Source organism: Candidatus Contendobacter odensis Run_B_J11, assembly GCF_000531125.1.
GTDB lineage: Bacteria > Pseudomonadota > Gammaproteobacteria > Competibacterales > Competibacteraceae > Contendibacter > Contendibacter odensensis.
Window position 1 is genome coordinate 76,890 of the sequence record NZ_CBTK010000113.1, and the last position, 21,156, is coordinate 98,045.

At 59.9% G+C, this 21,156-nt stretch carries 12 protein-coding genes; 1 reads left to right on the forward strand and 11 read right to left on the reverse strand.

Annotation, left to right across the window (positions count from 1 at the left end; genetic code table 11):
• The first annotated feature begins 6 nt into the window (after positions 1-6).
• Entirely contained in the window at positions 7-1,704 is a 1,698-nt protein-coding gene (recN, locus tag BN874_RS09035; RefSeq protein WP_051497624.1) for a DNA repair protein RecN, read from the forward strand.
• Here recN and BN874_RS22435 read toward each other — a convergent pair.
• From BN874_RS22435 to mltB, 11 genes are all read right to left on the reverse strand, one after another.
• Positions 1,693-3,189: a sensor domain-containing diguanylate cyclase gene (locus BN874_RS22435; RefSeq protein WP_051497625.1), complete on the reverse strand. Its 1,497-nt coding sequence runs from the start codon at positions 3,187-3,189 to the stop codon at positions 1,693-1,695. The two genes, recN and BN874_RS22435, sit on opposite strands and share 12 nt — an antisense overlap.
• 26 nt (positions 3,190-3,215) lie before the next feature.
• Positions 3,216-6,209, reverse strand: a complete 2,994-nt coding sequence (locus tag BN874_RS09045) for a chemotaxis protein CheB (RefSeq protein WP_051497626.1) — start codon at positions 6,207-6,209, stop codon at positions 3,216-3,218.
• 184 nt (positions 6,210-6,393) lie between these two features.
• A complete protein-coding gene (locus BN874_RS22440) occupies positions 6,394-9,699 on the reverse strand; it encodes a diguanylate cyclase (RefSeq protein ID WP_051497627.1) in 3,306 nt (1,101 codons plus the stop codon).
• A 46-nt stretch (positions 9,700-9,745) separates the two neighbouring features.
• The gene (gene lipA, locus BN874_RS09055; protein ID WP_051497628.1) at positions 9,746-10,747 is read right to left on the reverse strand and encodes a lipoyl synthase; all 1,002 of its coding nucleotides are present in this window, start codon (positions 10,745-10,747) and stop codon (positions 9,746-9,748) included.
• Between the two features lie 231 nt (positions 10,748-10,978).
• Positions 10,979-12,760 (reverse strand): DUF3466 family protein, encoded by a 1,782-nt coding sequence (locus tag BN874_RS22445; RefSeq protein WP_051497629.1) that lies wholly within the window; start codon positions 12,758-12,760, stop codon positions 10,979-10,981.
• Between the two features lie 230 nt (positions 12,761-12,990).
• Positions 12,991-16,332: a DUF7948 domain-containing protein gene (locus BN874_RS09065; RefSeq protein ID WP_034432224.1), complete on the reverse strand. Its 3,342-nt coding sequence runs from the start codon at positions 16,330-16,332 to the stop codon at positions 12,991-12,993.
• A gap of 77 nt (positions 16,333-16,409) precedes the next feature.
• Positions 16,410-17,072: a lipoyl(octanoyl) transferase LipB gene (lipB, locus tag BN874_RS09070; protein WP_034432226.1), complete on the reverse strand. Its 663-nt coding sequence runs from the start codon at positions 17,070-17,072 to the stop codon at positions 16,410-16,412.
• A gap of 11 nt (positions 17,073-17,083) precedes the next feature.
• Complete coding sequence (locus BN874_RS09075; RefSeq protein ID WP_034432229.1) at positions 17,084-17,347, reverse strand: YbeD family protein; 264 nt, start codon at positions 17,345-17,347, stop codon at positions 17,084-17,086.
• A 28-nt stretch (positions 17,348-17,375) separates the two neighbouring features.
• Positions 17,376-18,563 (reverse strand): D-alanyl-D-alanine carboxypeptidase family protein, encoded by a 1,188-nt coding sequence (locus tag BN874_RS09080; protein ID WP_230314378.1) that lies wholly within the window; start codon positions 18,561-18,563, stop codon positions 17,376-17,378.
• Between the two features lie 124 nt (positions 18,564-18,687).
• Positions 18,688-19,929: a septal ring lytic transglycosylase RlpA family protein gene (locus tag BN874_RS25540; RefSeq protein ID WP_051497631.1), complete on the reverse strand. Its 1,242-nt coding sequence runs from the start codon at positions 19,927-19,929 to the stop codon at positions 18,688-18,690.
• A 78-nt stretch (positions 19,930-20,007) separates the two neighbouring features.
• Positions 20,008-21,135, reverse strand: a complete 1,128-nt coding sequence (mltB, locus tag BN874_RS09090; protein WP_051497632.1) for a lytic murein transglycosylase B — start codon at positions 21,133-21,135, stop codon at positions 20,008-20,010.
• Positions 21,136-21,156 lie beyond the last annotated feature (21 nt).

Here is a 21,156-nt window from a genome sequence, read left to right on the forward strand (position 1 = left end):
GCCACCATGCTGACCCAGTTGCGTATCCGCGATTTCGCTATCGTTGAAGAATTGGAGTTGGAACTGGTGATCGGGATGACGGCGGTCACCGGCGAAACCGGGGCCGGTAAATCCATTTTGGTCGATGCCATTGGTCTGCTGCTGGGAGACCGCGCCGACAGTGGGGTGATCCGACACGGCGCGGAACGGGCTGACCTCAGCGCGGCCTTTGATCTCGATGCGCTGCCGGCGGCGCGCACTTGGCTGGCTGAACATGATCTGGATCACGACCGCGAATGCCAGTTGCGACGGGTCATCGCCCGCAATGGGCGCTCGCGTAGCTACATCAACGGCGTCCCGCAACCCACCCAGGCGCTGCGGGATTTGGGCGAGTGGCTAGTGGATATTCACGGCCAGCATGAACATCAGTCATTGCTGCGGCGTGAGGCCCAGCGGCAATTGCTGGATGATTACGCCGGACATCCACCGCTGGTCGCCGAATTGACCGCGAATTATCAGACCTGGCACCGGCTGCGGCAGGAACTGGGTGAGTTGCGACAGGCCAGCAGCGAGCGCGACGCCCGGCTGGATATTCTGCATTATCACCTGCGGGAACTGGCGGCGCTGAATCTGGCGGAAGGCGAAATCGCGGAACTGGAACGCGAGCAGCGACGGCTGGCGAATTCCAGCCAGTTGCTGCAAACCGGCCAGCAGATTTTGAACGGGCTGACCGAAAGCGATGAAACCTCCATCGCCGATCGAATCGACCACTGGCGGCACGAACTGGATGCCCTGATCCGGCTGGATACCCGGCTCGCTCCCGTCGGCGAAATGTTAAGCACTGCGCTGATCCAGGTACAGGAAGCCGGCGGCGAGTTGCGAAGCTATGTCCAGGCGCTTGATCTCGATCCCGACCATCTGGCGCAGGTCGAACAGCGACTGGCCGCTGCGCACCAGCTTAGCCGCAAGCATCGAGTGACCGCCGAGGAATTGCCGGCATTGCGAATACGGTTTGATGCGGAACGGGATACGCTCGAACACAGCGAGACCCGGTTGGAAGACTTGCAGCAGGCGGTCAAAACGGCACGGGCAGCTTATCAGCAATGTGCCGACCGATTGAGCGCGCAGCGGGTGGCGGCGGCGCGAGAACTCGGCGAGCGGGTCTCAATCGCGCTGGCGGGGCTGGGGATGCCGGGCGGACGTTTCACTATTGCGCTGGAGCGGTTGGAACAACCGACGCCCGCTGGGCTGGAAACGGTGGAGTTTCAGGTCAGCGCCAATCCGGGCCAGCCGTTGCGTCCGTTAGCGAAAGTCGCTTCCGGCGGCGAACTGTCGCGTATCAGCCTGGCGATTCAGGTGATCACCGCTCGCGCCGCCCGCATTCCGACGTTGATTTTCGATGAAGTGGATACCGGGATCGGCGGCGGGGTGGCGGAAGTGGTGGGGCGGCAATTGCGGGCGCTGGGCGGCGGTCGGCAAGTGCTGTGCGTGACCCATTTACCCCAGGTTGCGGCGCAGGCGCATCAGCATTTCAAGGTGGAAAAACAGACCAGCGGGGAAACCACCCACACTCAGGTTTTAGCGTTGGACCATGGCGAGCGGATCGCGGAAGTGGCGCGAATGCTGGGTGGGGTGGAGTTGACGGCGAATACGATGGCGCATGCCCGGGAAATGGTGGAGAAGGCAGTGATTGCAATGGCGGACCAGTACCCCTCAGAGCGGTAGCAGCGGTAACTCCGGGATATCAACTTCCACCCGGTTGCGCCCCTCATCCTTGGCCCGGTACAGCGCCCGGTCGGCTCTGGCAAGAACGGTGTCGGCGGCGGAATCGCTGAGCGCAAACAGAGTAACGCCGATACTGACGGTAATTGTGATGATGCCAGACGCCGTGTGGGCCGGCGAACTGGCGATGATCTGGCGCAGCCGCTCGGCCAATTGCCGCGCCCCTTCGGGATCGGTGCCCGGTAGCAGCGCGGCGAATTCCTCGCCGCCCAGCCGACCCAGCAGATCAACCTTGCGCAAAACATGCCGGGCGACCGTAGCGAAGTGGCGCAGTACGGCATCGCCAGCGGCGTGACCGTAGCTGTCGTTCACCTGCTTGAAGTGGTCGAGGTCAATCATCAGCAGTGCAGCCGGCTTGGCATAGCGTTGTAGCAATTCCAGTTCCAGTTCGACCTGCGCCAGGAAGTGGCGGCGGTTGGCCAGATCGGTCAGCGGATCGGTGGTCGCCAGCCGACGCAATTCCAGTTCCAGAGCCTTGCGTTCAGTGATGTCCTGCACGATGACCACTAGGTAGTCCGGCGATCCGCTTGGACTGTGTACACAACGTACCGAAATAATGGTGTGTACGGTCTGGCTGTCGCGGCGGATGAAGCGCTTGTCCAGGGTATAACCATCGGTTTTACCGGCTAAAACGCGATTGAATTGGGCGATCTCTGCCGCGAGATCGTCCGGGTGGGTGATCTCCGCCCATGTGGTGGTAGCCAGTTCCGCCCGTGGATGGCCCAAAATCTCGCACAGGCGATCATTGAACTGTACCCAGCTCTTGTTCAACGCCATGATCCCCATGCCGATCAATCCCAACTCGTAATAACCGCGAAACCGTTCCTCGCTCGCGCGCAAGGCATCTTCCATCGCTTTTTGCTGGCTGATGTCCTGCACGATGACCAGCAACAGGGTCATGGATGGAACCAATTCTCGCCGGGGTAACAGCAGGGCATCGGCATCCTTGCGTCCGGTCAGGCGGGCTGCAAATTTGTGGGTGTCCTTGTTACACAGGGTTACGTCAATGCTTTTACCCTCGGGGTTTTTGAAAAAAGCGCTGAAGCGGCCGAGGAAAACATCGTGTTCGGGATCGGCCAGGAAATCGGCCAGTGCCCGACCCGCCAACTCGCCGCGCCCGCGGCCTACCATACTGGCGAAGGTCTGGTTGGTCTGGCGGATAATGCCGCTGGCATCCAGCGTCAGATAGCCCACTGGAGCCTGGTGATAGAGCCGGGCGTAGCGGTCGCGAGTCTGCTCCAACTGATTCTGGGTGGTGCGCAACTCCTCATTCTGGAGTTCCAGCTCAATCTGGTGGACCGAGAGATCGTGGATCAGCCGCTCGATCTCAATGGTGGAGAGGGTACTTACTCCCAGGCGGGAATCATCGAGCAGCGCCTCCGCCCGTTCACGCAGCAATGCCCAGTCGCGATCCCTTTCCGTGTTCATGCCGCTTCTCCGGTCGGTTTACTCGATCAAGGTGAATCGTGGCGCTGCGCTCCACGTTCCCGCAGCGCCTCTTGGCCCAGGCGGGCTTCGGTCACGTCTTGAAAAGCTCCTGACAGTTTGACCACTCGCTCATCCCGCATCACCGGCCAACCGATAGTGCGCACCCAACGCCGGTTACCTTTGGCGGTAGCGATTTCCAGGGTCAGGTCGTAGGACACCCCCTCCTGGCAGGCGCGACGGAAGGCTTCGGCGATAATGGGGCGATATTCCGGCAGGTAGAAGCCGATGCTTTCTTCAGGGCGCGGCTGGTGACCCGGTGCGACCTCGTGGATGCGGAAGGTCTCGTCGGACCAGCGCAACTCTCCGGTCGCGGGGATAAAATGCCAGGCGCCCAAGCGGGTCTTTTGGGCGATTTCCTTGAAGGTGGTTTCTTTCTCAGCCAGAGTGAGCTGGACTTCCTTGACTTTGGTGACATCCACGAAGGAAACCACGGTGCCGGAGAAGGCTTTCGGTCCCACGGTGTAGGGCGCTACCCGCATCAGGTACCAGCGGCCGTCCTGGGTGTGAATCTCCCGTTCCAGCGGCTGGCTGGTGGCCTGTACGTCCCGCACCACATCAATAGGATCGCAATCCGCCAAATAATGCGAGATATGGGTAATGGGTCGCCCGACATCGCTCGGCAGCAGCTTGAAGATATCGACGACCCGGGGGGAGAAGCGGCGCACTTCCATGTTTTCATCCAGCAGGAGCTGGCCGATCTGGGTGGCGCTCAGCAGATTGTCCACGTCGTTGTTCAGTTCGGTCAACTCGATGATCTTGGTTTGATACTCGGTGTTGACGGTGAATAGTTCCTCATTGGTGGATTGCAGCTCCTCGTTGGTGGACTGAAGTTCTTCGTTGCTGGCCAGCAGTTCTTCATTGGTGGCCTGAAGCTCTTCGTTGGAGGTTTCCAGCTCCTCGATGGTCGCTTGCAGGTTCTCGCGGGTGAATTGCAGATCCTGCTCCAAATCCCGCAATCGTTCCTCGGCTTCCCGCGACAGGTCGAAGGCTTGAATCGCATGATCCGATTCGGTCGATACGGTTTTTTTCGACTCGCCGATAAAAACCGCCGCCAGCGATTCCTGCCCACGTTTTTCGGGCAGGGGCCGGATGCGCAAATCCACCAGTCGGGCGCCGCCGTCCCGGGGCAGGCGGATGTTGGTGAAATGCAATTCCTGGCGCTGGCGAAAGACTTTCTGAATGCCGGTGGTCAGTGGAATGGACAATTCCCGCACCGCCATCTTGGAGATGTCGTTGACGACCTTGCCCGAAGGCAGTTTGAAGTAGTCTCCCACGTCGCCCAGGACATGCAGGACTTCCAGTTGGGTATTGACGATCACCGCTAATGGAATGTAGTCCTGAGCGATGGCTTCCAGAAAGCGTTCCAGCACTCGTTCTTCTTCGCTGAAACGCAGGTTGCGGCGGGCGCCGGCGAACTGGCCTCGAAGATCGCGGGAGCGGGTGTCGGTTACGGACAGCAAGTGAGCCGTATCAGCCAGCGGCTTAAGGCGGCCCTTGGAACGGTAGAGCTTCCATTTCGAGTCCACCGCCTCGAAGTAATCAGCCATTTCACCCGTGGTTTCGCTGGTGCCCAACAGCAGCAATCCACCGGAATTGAGGGAGAAATTGAAAAATTCGAGAACCTTGCGTTGCAGGATTGGTTGGAAATAGATCAGCAGGTTGCGGCAAGTGAGCAGGGTGATATTAGTGAAGGGCGGATCCTTGCACAAGTTGTGTTGGGCGAACACCACCATTTCCCGGATGGTGCGGGCGATTTGAAAATTATCCTCGTTCTTGTAGAAATACTTGGCCAGCAGCCGGGGTGAAATGTCGGAGGCAATGCTTTCGGGATAGGCGCCGTTGGCCGCGTAATGAATGGCGTTGCGATCGATATCGGTGGCGAAGATTTTTACGTCGTGGGAGACGCCCAGCGTTTCCATGCACTCGCGCGTCAGAATCGCCAGACTGTAGGCCTCCTCGCCGGTGGAGCAACCCGCCACCCAGAAGCGGATTTCCCGGTTTTTGGCGTTGTTGAAAATTTCCGGCAGTCCGAACTGCTCCATGCGGTCGAAGGCGCCTTGATCGCGAAAGAAGCTGGTGACCCCGATCAGCAGTTCACGATACAGCGCCACCACCTCGCCGGGATTGTTGGTCAGATAGGCTACATAGTCCTGAATGTCGTCAGTCTGGTTGATGGTCATCCGGCGTTCGATGCGCCGGGTGACGGTGCTGGGCTTGTAGAAGGTGAAATCGACCTTGCACTTCTCCCGCAGCATGGCGAACACCCGGGTCAATCCCTGCTCGTCGCTCAACAGGGTTTCGGAGCGTTCGACCTTGGTGGTGTACGGATGCTTGGCGAAGGACAGCAACTGAACCGGCATTTGATCCGGCGGCAGGATGAAATCCGCCAGGCCGGTAGAAATGGCGGCCCGCGGCATGCCATCGAATTTGGCGCTTTCCTCATCCTGGATCATGATCATGCCGCCATATTCCTTGATGACGCGCACTCCCCGGGTGCCATCGCTGCCGGTGCCGGAGAGGATGATGGCTATGGCTTTTTCGCCCTGATCCTCGGCCAGGGAGCGCAGAAAGATATCAATGGGCAAATTGAAGCCCTGACTACGATCCTGATCGCTCAGCAGCAGTTTGCCGTGGAAGATGGTGAGATTCTTCTTGGGCGGGATCAGGTAGATATTATTGGGCAGCACGACCATGCCATCCTCAGCCCGATGAACCAGCATGGCGGTTTTTTTCGACAACAGCTCAACCATCAGGCTCTTGTAGTCGGGTGAGAGATGCTGGATCACAATGAAGCCCAGACCGCTGTCGGGCGGCATGTGGCTGAAGAAGGACTCAATGGCTTCCAGACCGCCTGCCGATGCACCCACCGCTACATAATGGGAAAGCGGCGCGGCGGCGGGTGGACTGCCCACCGCACCCTCCGCTGGGTCATTCTTGGTGCTGTCGCTGGTTGTCTGCATGCCACGATACTCCCTGATTAATGTCCGTCATCAATATCCACGGGCGCTGATGCCCCATACCCAGTTAATCAGAATGTTCGCTTTTCGTCATTCTCGCTTTCGCGGGGATGACGAATGCAAAGGCTTAGCGAAAGTTCTGATACCCGATCTATATAGCTCGGAGGCGGGTTTGACATGGCCCGGATCAGGGCGGCCACTCGATTTCTACCCGGTTGCGACCTTGACTCTTGGCTCGGTACAACGCCCGGTCGGCCCGACCGAGAATGGCGTCAGCCGCAGGATCGGTCGGTGCAAATGAAGTAGCGCCGATGCTGACAGTCACTCTGATAACCCCACCCGCCGTCGTCACCGGCGATTCCGCCACCCTTCGCCGCAGCCGCTCGGCCAATTGCTGCGCGCCATCAAAGTCAGTGCCTGGCAGCAGGGCAGCAAATTCCTCACCGCCCAGCCGGCCCAGCAGATCGACTTGGCGCAACATCTGTCGGGCGACGGCGGAAAAGTGTCGAAGCACGTCGTCACCGGCGGCATGACCATGCTGATCGTTCACTCGCTTGAAATGATCGAGGTCGAACATCAGCAGGGCGACGGGCCGGGCATAGCGTTTGAACCGGACCAGTTCCTGCGTCATCTGCGCCAGAAAGTGGCGACGGTTGGACAGTTCAGTCAGCGAATCGGTGGTGGCCAGCCGGCGCAGTTCCCGCTCCAGCGCCTTGCGCTCGGTAATATCCTGCACCATGACGATAAAATGGCGCGGTGATCCTGCCGGGTCGCGTACACAGCGAACCGATAGCACGGTATCTACGATCCCGCCATTTTGGCAGACAAACCGTTTATCCAGCTTGTAGCCCTCTATCTCTCCGGCCAGGACCCGGTTGAACTGGCTCATGTCCATTGCGAGATCATCCGGGTGAGTAAGCTCAGCCCAGGTTTTGGCAACCAGTTCGGCGCGTGGGTAGCCCAGAATCTGGCACAGGCGATCATTGAATTGCACCCAACCCTTGGTCGGCGAGGTGATCGCCATTCCGATCAGCCCCAACTCATAATAGCTGCGAAACTGCTCCTCGCTTTCCTGCAACGCAGCGGTGCGGGTCTGTACCTGCTGTTCGAGTACGGCCTGGCGGTTGCGCAAAAATCCAACAAACGTGGCCAGCACTGCGGTCAACAGCAACCCCGCCAGGCCAGTGAGCCAACCCGCCCGCGCTGGATGGGCGGCATGAAACAGTGGGGTAGGACGGATCAGCACCGCCTGGGCACGACCAAAGGTAAACAGCGGGTGAACCGCCTGGAATTCCCGTTGCTCAAAGCGGGCCACCGTGATGGCCTCGATATGCCGGCTCTCGTAGTCGTGCGGGTGGACCGCCAGCAGCGTGGGGCCAGCGGCGATCATCAGATCGATCAAATCCACCGCAACCTCGTCCGAATCATGGATACCGTGCAGCAGGGCACGGTCCAGCAGGGTTTGCAAACGCAGTACGCCCAGCACGAAACCGCGCAACCGTCCAGCGTCGCCCCCCGCGTTGCTGTTCTCCGGCATCGGCAGGACCGGTGCGAACACCGGCTGAAACACCAGTATGGCCGACTGGTGTTCGGTTTCCTGCACCAGAGTAAGCGGATGAGTTGCCGTGATCAGCCCAGTGCGCAGAGCGGTTTCCAGCGCGGTGCGGCGGATCGATTCGGAACCGAGATCGAATCCCAGAGCCACTTCGTTACCGACCCGTGGCTCTAACCCATAAACCGGGTAGTAGTCCGCCCGGCCTGATACGGGAACCCGTTCACCTTGGGCATTGTGTTCCCAAATGATGAAATCACCGCTTCCTTCACCCTGCGCTTCGGCCTCGAAACGCGCCTTGTCCGCCGCCGGTATGTGCGGAATCCACTCATAGGCCTGAACTGTAGTTGCCTTGGCCAAGGGGGCTACAAAGGCGTGGAACTCGGCGCGATTCACCTGCTGGCTGGCCTGATAGAACTGGGCCAGCGCAGACAAAGCGGCCCGAATATCGCTAAACACTTCGCGGATATTGCCGGCACGGGCGTCGGCCAGACGGTGGAAGAACACACCGCGCTCGCGGTTTTCCGCCTCCAGCACCAACAGCGTCGCTGCGAGGGTCAGCGCCAGCCCCAAGGTTCCGACCAGAGCCGTCTCAAAATGCCGGAAGTGTAGCCGCCTGCTCGCCGCTTGGCGGTTGCGCCACTGAATAGCGCCGGCACCGCCCAAGAGCAGGGTCAGCAACAGCAGGGTACTCAGGATCGGCACCAGCCGGCTCGCCAGAGCTTGGTGATTCCAGTCGCTGACGCGAATATCCAAACCGACCACCATCAACACCTTGCCGCTGTGAAGATCGCGAACGGGAGCCACCGCAGAGACGAAGACTCCATATTCATCCTGCCATGGCCCGAAGGCGACGGGCTGGCCGGTTCGGAACATCTCAAAATTTTCGGACGCAGGCTGTCGGTAAACCGTCCCCGGCGGTGAGGCCCAAGGGTCGTCTTCCGCCAGATTCTCCGGCCCGAACACAATGGCGCCGTCGCGAAGCGCCATGCTGTAGATGCTGTGCTGCTGGACGAGTCGCCCATAGGCGATCATCAGTTCACGAATCCGCTCGAACGCCGGTGTTCCCCGGTCCGTCGCCGTGAACGACAGCGCCTCCACCTCGCCGACGGGGAGGGCCTGGGCGATTTCCATCGCCTGCCGGAGCAGTCGTTCCCGCATCTCGGCCTCGACGCTGTGGCCGCGCCACTCGGTGGCCAGCCAACCCAGCGTGACCAGCACCACAAACGCCACCGGATACCGCCAGCGCACGATCCCGCCAAAGCGCCCTTTTTTTGATTTGGGCTGCTGTCCGTGCAGCCAGATGCCGGTCATGACCCCGATAGCGCCCAGCGCCCGAACCAGTTGAATCGGTATCCCGGTCGCGGCGAAAAAGCGGTCGTAATTCAGCCAGGAAGCGGGGGGAAAGTCGGCATCGGCCACAATCAGCCCAGCGGCCAGACCATAGAGCAGCATCGAACCGGCGGCCCATCGCAATCCTAGATACCGTTCACCCTCAACCGTCGCGGCGGCCCGCCACAAGGTACAGCCGGCGAGCAGTCCACCCGGCAGCGCCAGCGCATAACGACCGGCGATGTTCAGGCCACTGATCCCGGCCCATCCGCCCAGTCCCACCAAAGCCAGCAGCGGCAGATAAATCCACCCTCCCAGCGACTTGAATCCCTGGCGCATCAGGCCACGCCGCCCGAACTCGACCAGCGGCAAAAAGGACATGATCATGACGACCAGCCGAACTTCCTTGAATACCGGGGCATCGCCCAGACTCAGCGCCAGCAGATCCAGCCATTCGTTCAGGCCGTGGAGCAGACCGAAAGCCGCCAGCCATCGCCACGGCAGCGTCTGGTCCCGCCCACTCAGCGCCAGGGCCCGCGTCGCCAGCAGAAGGAACGACAGGCCGTAGATGAAATAGATGTAATCCGTGTTTACGGCAAAAACATTCACCGCTCTTTCTCCTGCCGACCCTCGCTATTGGACGGTCTGGCGGCGCTCATCCCACTCCGGCGCCCTTGGCCTGCACATCGGCGTGATAGGACGAACGCACCAGCGGCGCGGAGGCAACATGAGTGAAGCCCAGCGCTTCGCCAAACCGACGCAAATGCTCGAAGTCCTCCAGCGGAGCGTAGCGCTCTACTGGTAAATGATGGACGCTGGGCTGCAAATACTGGCCCAGCGTCAGCATCTCTACATGGTGGGTGCGGAGATCGCGCATGACTTGTTCAATTTCCGTCGTGGTTTCGCCCAAGCCCAGCATCAGCCCCGACTTGGTTGGGATCTTCGGTTGCCGCTCCTTGAAATGGCGCAGTAAATCCAGCGAGTATTGATAATCCGCGCCGGGTCGGGCTTGGCGATACAGCCGTGGCACCGTTTCCAGATTGTGGTTGAACACATCGGGCGGCTCCCGCTCCAGAAGATCCAGCGCCGCATCCATCCGTCCGCGAAAATCCGGGACCAGAGTTTCGATGCGGATGCCCGGCTGTCGGGCGCGTACCGCCCGGATGCAATCAGCAAAATGGGCCGCGCCGCCGTCGCGAAGATCGTCACGGTCTACCGAGGTGATCACCACATACTTCAAACCCATCGCCGCCACGGTCTGCGCCAGGTGTTCCGGTTCCTGGGCATCGAGCGGGTTAGGGCGACCGTGGCCCACATCGCAGAACGGACAGCGCCGGGTGCAGATGTCGCCCATGATCATGAAAGTCGCGGTGCCGTGGCCGAAGCATTCGCCGAGATTGGGGCAACTGGCTTCTTCACACACCGTGTGCAGGTGGTTGTCGCGCAGAATCTGCTTGAGTCGCATCACTTCCGGGGTACCGGGGAACGGGGCGCGAATCCAGGCCGGTTTACGCAAGCGCTGCTTGGGATCGGTTGGCGCGATCTTGATCGGGATGCGGGCGACTTTTTCCGCGCCGCGCAATTTCCCACCGGGCTGGGGAGTGGTTTTAGGCGCTGGCGCAGCAGAGAGATCGCCGGAAACGGGAGAATCGGACATGGCCTGTTCCTGAAAGGGATAGGTGGCGAACAGCCGAGAATTCGGCTCAGGATTATGCCGCAGATTTCAAGGTAAATCCCGCACCAGTCACGCCTTGCCACCTATCGGTTTTCGACCTCTACCGTAGGAGCGGGTTTTAGCCCGCGAACATCGCGGCCAGAAGGCCGCTCCTACCCTCGCTTTGCCCATCCTGCAAAAAGCTCAATGTCTATGCTCTGTTGAGAAATGGTATTACCACTTACCGGCTACCGGTAAATCGCCCGCTTGACCGAAGCTGCCAAAGTAACAACGGTCAATATCACAGCCGTCCCACTGACCATTACCGTTGTAGTCGAGGAACCAGGTGCCGTTGCGGAACACCCCGACCTTGGCTTTGCCGTCGCCGTTCCAATCGCCGGCAGCGGGTAAATCGCCGGCTTGACCGAAGCTGCCGTACAGGCATTTGTCTTGGCCGCCATCCTGCTGACAGCCGTCCCATTTTCCATTGCCGTTGTAGTCGAGATACCACGTCCCGGCCCGGAATACGCCGACTCCGGCTTGCAACCCGCCGTTCCAATTCCCCGCTACCGGCAGGTCAAGGGCTTGGCCGAAGCTCAGGCACAGATCGGCGCTACAGCCGTCCCATTTGCCGTTGCCGTTGGCATCCAAAAACCATTGGCCGTTGCGGAACACGCCGATCTTGGCAAAGCCGGTGCCGTTCCAGTCCCCGGCCACCGGCAGATCGCCGGGCGCGCCAAAACCGCTGTAGCAGCCATCGACCGCGCAGCCATCCCATTTCCGGTTGCCGTTGAGGTCAATGAACCATTCGCCAGTGCCGGAACGCAGCACTCCGATATAACTCTTGCTGCCGCCATCCCAGTTGCCCGACGCGGGCATATCCCCGGCCTGACCAAAGCCGGTGAAGCAGAACTCGGTGCCGCAGCCGTCCCAAACGCCGTTGCCGTTGGCGTCGAGGAACCACTGACCGTTGCGGAACACACCAACAGCAGAGCCGAGGTTCTGTCCACCCGGCGACATGAGGAATGCATGGCCTTGCCCGTTTATGACCCCGTGACCGGCAATTTGCCCAGCATCGTTAACGGCTTTAGCTTCTTGTAATGTCCAGCCCGACCCTGCGGGCAGGAGCGAATTCAAGTCGACCATCTGGCCGCCGTCGTACAGGTAGGCATGGTAGGCCCCATTGGCGGTATCCGAATACCCGACGATCTGGCCACTGGTGTTGATACTGTAGGCGCCGCTATTAGTCCCGCCCAAGGTGCCGAGGTCGCTCATGACCCCGTTGGCGTACCGAAAGGCATGGGTAGCGCTATTCCCTGTGGTTTTTGACTCCCCGACGACTTGCCCGCTGGCGTTAATGCCGTAGGCGACGCTGTCAGTCCCGCCCAGGGTGCCGAGGTCGCTCATGACCCCGTTGGTGTACCGGAAGGCATGTTGGGCAGTATTCCCGGTGGTGTACGAATCGCCGACGATCTGCCCGCTGGCGTTGATACCTGAGGCGCTGCTGATCGTCCCGCCCAAGGTGCTAAGGTCCGTCATAACGCCGCTGGTGTACCGGAAGGCATGGTTAGCAAGATTCGTGGTGGTCGCATACCCAACGATTTGCCCGCTGTCGTTGATACCAAAGGCGTAGCTGTTAGCCCCGCCTAAGGTGCCAAGGACGGTCATGGTGTTACCGGTGTACCGGAAGGCACGGAGGCTTTGCTTATCCCCAGCGGTATACGAGACCCCGACGATCTGGCCGCTCGCGTTGATGCCGGAGGCGCTGCTGCTATGAGTCCCGCTTAAGGTGCCGAGATCTGTCATGACTCCGTTGGCGTACCGGAAGCCATGTTGGGCAGTATCCCCGGCGGTATCCGATTCCCCGACAACTTGGCCGCTGGCGTTGATGCCGTTGGCCCAGCTCTGAGACCCGCCCAAGGTGCCGAGGTCGGTGATGGTGTATGAAGGGGGGATCGCCCACGCCTGACCGGCGGCGGACAGCAGAGCGATCAGAATGAGTGGCTTGGTGTTCATTGGTTAGCCTCAAGTGTCAGTTGCCTAAAATAACTTTACTCTGCCTAAGTAAAGTTTACAACATTATGATTTATTAGGAATAATTTGTGTAGGATAAGGAATATTCACCCTACTGGACTTTGCCCATGTTGCCCCAGGGGTGAATGGTAGGAGTGGCATCAAGCGCAGGGCGTTTTCGCGCCCTGCAAAAAAAGCCCCGCCGAGGCGAGGCTGACCAGAGTGTGATTCCGTTACCAATGACCGGCTACCGGCAAATCGCCAGACGCGCCGAAGCTGCCCAAGTAGCAGCGGTCTGTTGTAGCCGAGATACCGCAACCATTCCAAAAACCGCTACCGTTGTAGTTGAGGTACCAAGTACCGCTGTGGAACACCCCGATCTTGGCTGTGCCACTGCCGTTCCAGTCACCCACGACCGGCTTATCACCGGCTACCTCAAAGCTCAGACTCAGGTCAGCGCTGTCCCACACGCCGTTACCGTTGGCGTCCAAGAACCACTGGCCGTTACGGAATACTCCGATCTTGGCTTTATGGTCGCCGTTCCAATCGCCGACTACGGGTAAATCGCCGGTCAGGGCAAAGCCCGTATAACAACGGTCGAGGCCGGAACCGCAGCCATCCCAAACACCGTTACCGTTGTAGTCTAGGTAAAAAGCATTCGCGCTCGGACGGAATACGCCGATCTTGGTCGTGCCGCTGCCGTTCCAGTCGCCCACTATCGGCAAATCGCCCGCTTGGCCAAAACTGGTGAAACAACAGTCGTCCCATATTCCGTTGCCGTTGTAGTCGAGGTACCAGCCCCCCGCGCGGAATACGCCAATCTTGGTGTTGCCGCTGCCATTCCAGTCGCCCACTATCGGCAAATCGCTCGCTTGGCCAAAGCTCATACACAAGTCTGTAGAGCAGCTATCCCATATTCCGTTGCCGTTATCGTCGAGATACCAGCCGCCATCGCGGAACACGCCGACGGTTGCAAAGTATTGGGTAAAAGTGGCGGTGACCGTTTTGGCTGCGGTCATGCTGACGGTACAGGTTCCCGCGCCGCTACAGGCTCCGCTCCAGCCAGCAAAGGCCCACCCGCTAACAGGGGCTGCGGTCAACATAACAGAAACAGGCGGCGTGCCAGTGACATAGGTTTCTGTGCAGTCAGTACCGCAATTAATTCCGGTGACATTGCTCTTTACGGTTCCCAATCCTATCGGGGTTACCGTCAAAATGACGCCTCCCTCCAGCTTGACGACAAACGCATCCTTAACATTGTTGTTGATGGGGTAATAGCCATTAGGGGTGAAGGGAAAGTCATTGGCGTTTGTTACGCCGGCCAGATAGACGCCATTGGCCCTGGCGGCAATCCCCGCACCGCTGTCAATGCCGTTATTCCCGCCCAGGTAAGTCACATAAAGCCATGCCTTGCCGGTATCATTGAGCTGCGCGACGAACGCATCGCCGCTTCCGCCCAAGGTCTTGTCCATCGCATCAGCGGTAACCGGGAAGTTCGCGGAGGCCGTTGCGCCGGTGACATAAGTGGACACCGGGGCAGGAGAATTAGGGACGACCGCGATCCCGGCTGCGCTGTCTGCGCCGCTCCCGCCCAGATAAGTGGAATAAAGCAGCGAATCCATTCCAACCAAGGTCGGATCTGGATCGATTTTGGCGACAAAAACGTCTCCGTTGCCTGCGTAATTACTCTGTGCTGCATTAGGCGTCATCGGAAAATTGGAGGACGCGGTGCTGCCGGTGACATAGGCATGTCCATCATAATCCACCGCAATGCCCGCCCCGCTGTCCGCGCCACTCCCGCCCAAATAGGCGGAGTAAAGCAGTGAATACCTGCCGTTGGGGGCTGGAAATGAAAAGGGGTCAATTTTGGCGATAAAGCCATCCAGACTGCCGCCAAGCGTGGTGTCAAAAGCCAGACCCGTCACCGGAAAGTTGGTCGAGGCGGTGGAACCAGTGAGATAAATGTGGCCGAGGTTATCCACAGCTATTGCTGCGCCCTTGTCATCCTTGGCTCCGCCCATATAGGTGGAATAATACAAGGTGCCGCCGGTATCGATCACGCTGACAAAGGCATCGGTTCCACCGAGCAGCGCGGGTTGAAACGGGTTTTGCAGTGGAAAGCCATCGCTGAAATTGGAACTGGTGTAGCCCGTCACATAAATCAACGACTGAAGCACCGCGATGCCCCGCCCTTCATCATCCTTGGTTCCGCCCCAGTACGTTGAAAACGACAGATCACAATTGGTGTTCAGCACCACGATGAACGCATCCTTGCCGCCGTTGAGCGTACCCGGACCAACAGTAGGAAAGTTTGCCGAAGCGGTCGTGCCAGTGACATAGGCAAATCCCATGTCGTCCACCGCAATGGCATAGCCGATATCGTCTTTGTCATCGCTGGAACCACCGAGATAGGTGGAGCAGAGCAAGCTGGCAACGCCAGACAGGTTAAAATTGAATCTGGAGACGAAAGCATCCTGTTTGGTATTAGTGCTATTCGGGTAACCTCCTACCGTAATGGGAAAATCCAGCGAGGAAGTGGTTGCGCCGGTCACATAGGCAAAACCGCTATCATCAACGGCGATGCTGGTGGCGTAATCCTCCTTGATCCCGCCCAGGAAGGTGGAATAGGCCAGCACCGGATCGATGACCAAAGGCTGTTTCGGGTCATAGTGCGCCACCTCGAACCCGACTCGCAGCGGCTCAAACATCGGATCGGCGACCGCAATATTCACCGTAGTCGCCGCTGCTTCCGAATTGCGCAGCACATAGCGCCCGGCGACCGGCTGTTGCTGACCGTCAGTGACCTGATAAATCCGGGGCGCTTGCTGCACCACCTCGCCGCCCGGCACTGTCAACACCAAGTCCCCTTCAGCATTAACCCGCACCCGTTCCGCCCCGCTGATCGCCAGTTGAATCATCGCCGGATCGGCGCCGGGGGCCACAATGAAATCATGTTCTAGTTGCTGCGGGTTGCCGTAATACATCAAATCAATGCCCGGATAGACGTTTGCATAACGCACCCGCTGATAATGCGGGACGTTGGTGCGCCACTTCGCCGGGTCATTACCCAAGAGGTAATTGCTGATGCCGGGCAGCTTCTCCAGACCTTCAATTTGCGGTGCGGGATTGCGGGCCGCTCCCTCCAGCCGGGTACGAATCACCGCGCCGGGCGTCATCGGTGCTGCTGCAGGTTCGGTCGTCGGTCGGCTGGGACGCAGGGACAGCACCGCCTCATCACCCGTCAAGAACAGCGCATAACCCGCCCCCCGCGCCAAAAACTTGACGTCCTGGGCTGTTTGACCGACGTTCGGTTCAAAATAGATCGGCGTCCGAACGTAATCCGCCCTGAGCCGGGTCAGGGCGTCGGCCTTATCGTTCGACCGGCCCGGCAGGAAATCCAGCGGCTTTATTGACTGCCATTGCTCAGCCCGCGCCAGCAGATCAAACACCTGGGCCACAGTGGGCGATGATTCCGCCTGCGCTATTGCGCCGACCAGCGCCAGCACTATCGCCAGCAGTCCACCGCACAATGCGGCCCACCCGCAATGCTGTTGCTCGCCGCTTGCCTGGGTCATGTCTCTTTCCTTGGTTGGATGATGTTGCAGATTCCAAGGCAAATTCCGCGCCGTCTGTGGCCGGATTGTCCGGTGGTTCAGGGCAATCCCTCCACCCAGCCAAAGCAGCTATAGCCCAGGTGCTGGCCGAGGTGCGGCAGCAGTTCTTCAGCGGCGGTGGCGGGCGAGAGATGAACGCCCAAGTCGCGCAATTGGGTGACGCGCAGACCGGGATAACCGCAGGGATTGATCCGGCTGAACGGCTCCAAATCCATGTCCACGTTAAGGCTAAGGCCGTGATAGCAGCGGCCCTGGCGGATGCGTAGCCCCAACGACGCCACCTTGGCATCCTCCACATAAACCCCCGGTGCGGTAGGCCGGGTGTGGGCGGCAATAGAATGACTGGCCAGCAGATCGATCACCGCCTGCTCCAGCGCCGTGACCAGCATTCGCACGCTAAAACCCAGTCGCCGCACGTCCAGCAGGCAATATAGGACAACCTGTCCCGGACCGTGATACGTCACCTGACCGCCGCGATCCACCTGAATGACGGGTATCTCGCCCGGACTCAGCAGGTGTTCAGCCTTGCCGGCCAAGCCCTGGGTGAAAACCGGGGGATGTTCGACCTGCCACAGTTCATCCGGGGCATCGGCGTTGCGGGAGGCGGTGAAGGTCTGCATGGCGGCAAATACCGGAGCGTATTCGCAGTGACCGAGGCGGCGAAACCAGAGCGGTTGGGAGCGGGGAATTGGCGCAGTCATGACTGACGCGCTTACAGCACCATCTTGATTTGCGGATGCCCACTGAGGTCGCAGTAGATAGCGTCCAACTGAGCGCGGTCGCGGGCATGAACGATCACGGTCACCGACTGATAGCGGCCAGCGCTGCTCGCACGCACCCGCACTTGGGCATCGTCCAGATCGGGCGCATGGCGTAGCACCTGTTCAACCACCAGCGCCCGGAACCCCGGATCACTTGCACCCATGACCTTGATCGGAAAATCGCAGGGAAACTGCAATAGCGACTCATCGCTCATGCCAGACGCCTCTCAATGACTGCTGCTTTCAATTGAACAGGGAATGGAAGAACAGCAGGATCGCGTCAATCATCCGTCCGAACCAGCCGCTTTCCGGCACATCCTGAAGCGCAACCAGCGGCGTCTTGCTCACTTCCTGATCGCCCAGCTTGACGACGATTTCGCCGAACGGCTGATCTTTTTGCGCCGGCGCGATGATGGTCGGCTGTACCGTGGTCGTGGTGCTGACTTGCGGCGCTTGCCCCTTAGGTACGGTCACATACAGCGGCTGGATCACGCCCAGTGGCAACTGGTTGGCCTGTCCTTTCCAAATCCGGGCCGTCACGATAGGGGTGTTGGCGTCGTGCAGCTTGCGACTCTCGAAGAAACTGAAGCCGTAGTTCAACAACGCCTGGCTGGCCTGAAAGCGTTCCTTCTCTTTTGCTGCGCCCAAAACCACTCCGATCAGGCGGGTGTCGTTGCGTTTAGCCGAGGACACCAGACAGTAGCCCGCCGATTCGGTGTGGCCGGTTTTGACGCCATCCACCGAGGCATCGGTCAGCAACAACCGGTTGCGGTTCTGCTGCTCGATATTGTTGTACTTGAAACTGCGTACTGAATAACGAGGATACTGATCGGGAAAGTCCTGAATCAGCGCCCGGGTCAGAAGAGCGATGTCGTGGGCGGACATGTAGTGATTAGCGTCGGGCAGGCCCGGCGCGTTAGTGAAATGGCTGTTCTTCATCCCCAGCCGCTCCGCCTCCTGATTCATCAGCTTGGCGAAGGTTTCCTCGGAACCGGCCACATGCTCGGCCAGCGCCACAGTAGCGTCATTACCGGACTGCACCACCATGCCCATCAGCAAGTCTTCCACCGGCACCTGGCTGCCCACTTTAACGAACATCTTGGAACCGGCCGTCCGCCAGGCTTTCTCGCTGATGGTTACTTGATCGTTCAGATGAATCTTGCCCGTTTTCAGGGCCTTGTAGACGACATAGGCGGTCATCAGCTTGGTGATACTGGCCGGTTCCATCCGCTCGTCACCCTTCAGATTCGCCAGAAGGTTGCCACTCTGGTAATCCATCAGGACATAACTACGCACCGGCACTTGAGGGGGGGGTGGAATAGATTCGGCGTTTGCAGCGATCCCGCTCAGCGCCAGCAGGGCCAACGCGAGCAGCGGTAAAAAAAGAGTGCGGTTCAGAGTGAGCAGCGGCATATCGCGACGTTCTTCCATGGTTGCAAACGGGAACGGGTGATTCTAGCCACAAGTCCCGCCCAAAAACAAACCGCCTTGCTCGCAAGATGGCGGCAAGGCGGTGGTATGGCCTTGGTAAGGGGGCGTGATCGGCGTCAGGGCTTCAATCCGCGATGATCCGTGGGCGATTGATCCGCGAACTGGCCAGCCGCAAAGTCGCTTGCCGGGACTCGTTGGCATTACGCGGTTCCGGGCGGTTGCTCGCGCTGGTTTCTACCCGTGTGATGCGCTGGCCTGCATTAACCGCCCCGTCATTACGCTTTGGCTGGTGAGCATCGCTCCGTCCAGCGATGTTCCGTGCTGGTTCAGGCTTGCCCTTCTGGTTGCCGGTCGCCGTCGGCGTCTGCCGCTCCTCTACGATGTTCCTGCCTTTCGACGCTGGCGCGGCGGATGCCAGTCGGAGAGCTGGGCGCACTGGATTCCGATCAATCTCAGCCTTGGCCAAGGGTTTTGCGCCCGCAGTTTTCGCCGCTGACTTCGGCGGGTTGTGTTCCACGTTCGCCAACGCTAACCGTACCGGCGGCTGGGTTTGCGGTTTAGCCTTGCCTCGCTCGCCATTAGCCAGCGCCAACCGCGTCGAGGTTTTGGCCTGAGCCTGAGCCTGAGCCAGTAACTTCTTCGCCTTTTCCCGTTCCACCCGCGCCAGAACCTGCGCCGGCGGTTTACCCGGCGCCTGCGCCGTCGGGCGGGCGGGCATGGCCCGGGCAAACTGAATAGCAGCGGGTTTAATGATCGGTTCTGGGCGATCCTGGCGGCTGGCCAGCAGTTCCCGCTGCTCGGCGCGACGGGCGGCCAGCAGCGGCAAGGATTGATACGGCGCCAGCGCGGCGATTTCGACTCGGGCGGTGCCCTGCTCCAGCATGCCCAGCCGGTCGGCGGCGGCATAAGATAAATCAATGGCCCGTTCGCCGACGAAAGGTCCTCGGTCAGTCACTTTGACGACAATATGACGGCCGTTTTCCAGATTGGTCACCTGCACATAAGTGGGAAGCGGCAGGCTCTTGTGGGCGGCGGTCAGCTCGAACATGTTGAACAGCGGACCGCTGGAGGTCTTGCGACCGTGAAATTCCCAGCCATACCAGGAGGCGATGCCTTCCTCTCGATAGCCTTCGCTGGTTTCCTTGACCCGGTAGCGCCGGCCAAATACCACATAGGTATCGGGATTGCCGGAGCGACTGGGCGACTCAACCTTGGGGATCGGTTCATCGCTGCTTGTGGCCGTGTCCGAGGAACTGACCGGCAGCGGGTTCGCCGACTGTGGATGGTCAGGAACGGTGCTACAACCCGCAAGCGCGCCCGCCAATGACACCCAAACCAATGCGTGGCTCCAAGAAGATTTCGCCATAAAAACACCTCCCTTCCACCGGAGGGCACGCCGAGGGCGCGCCGGATCGGTGCAATTTTTGTGGATTTTCAGGATGACTCACTCAATACGAGCAATGCGAGTCGAATGTTCCGGCATGGCGCCGGCAGAGGATCGAGCGTAGCGCTCGCGGATTTCCTGGCTGAGCTGGTACACCGCCATGGCGTACAACAGGCTGCGGTTGTAGCGAGTGATGACGTAGAAATTGTCGAAGCCCAGCCAGTATTCCGAACGGTCGCGTCCCTGCAATTCCAACAACATCGCGGGTTGAGCGTCGCTGACGGGCGCTTCGGGAATCACTCCCTGGGCGCGCAGACGGGCGACGCTGGATTGGGGTGGATTCACTTGGCGGCTGACCAGGGCGGGATAGGCCGTGCCGCTCACTGATGCCGGTACAGCGACCGGTTGCCCGCTGCGCCAGCCGTTTTTCTTGAAGTAATTTGCGACGCTACCGATGGCGTCACCCGGGTTGCGCCAGAGATCGCGGTGACCATCATCGTCGAAGTCCACCGCAAAGGACTGGAAGCTGCTGGGCATAAACTGCCCCAGTCCCATGGCTCCAGCATAGGAACCACGCGGGGCGAGGGGATCGATGCCCTCAGCGCGGGTGAGGAGCAGGTAGTTTTCCAGTTCCTTGCGGAAATAGGCCGCACGGCGGGGATAGGCGAACGCCAGCGTAGACAATGCTTCCAGCACCCGGTATTTGCCCATGTTGCCGCCGTACTGGGTTTCCACGCCGATGATGGCGACCACAATTTCCGGCGGTACCCCGTACACCTGTTCAGCTTGGGCCAGTGCTGCGGCGTTGGCCCGCCAAAACTCTACTCCGCCTTGAATTCGTTTGGGATTGACGAAGATCGTCCGGTAGTCATACCAGGGTTTGGCTTCAGCCGGGCGGGACATGGCGGTGATAATGTCAGGCTTGGCATAGGCGCGGCTGAACACCGCTTGCAATTGCGCCGCGTTGAAACGGTGTTGGGTAGCCATTTCACGAATGAACGCCTGCACATCAGCCCGGCTTGCCAGCGACTTTCCGGCGTTCGCGGGGGAGGGATCAGCGACGGAGGTTGTGTCCGCTGCGGCAGGCGGACTGGAGGCGACCAGAGTATCCGGTGAGGGACGAAGCGGCGCTGGCGCAGCGCAGGCGCTTAATAACAGGGCAATTCCAAACAGATTAAAGCTCTTCACGCGCTCATCTCGTCGTTGTTC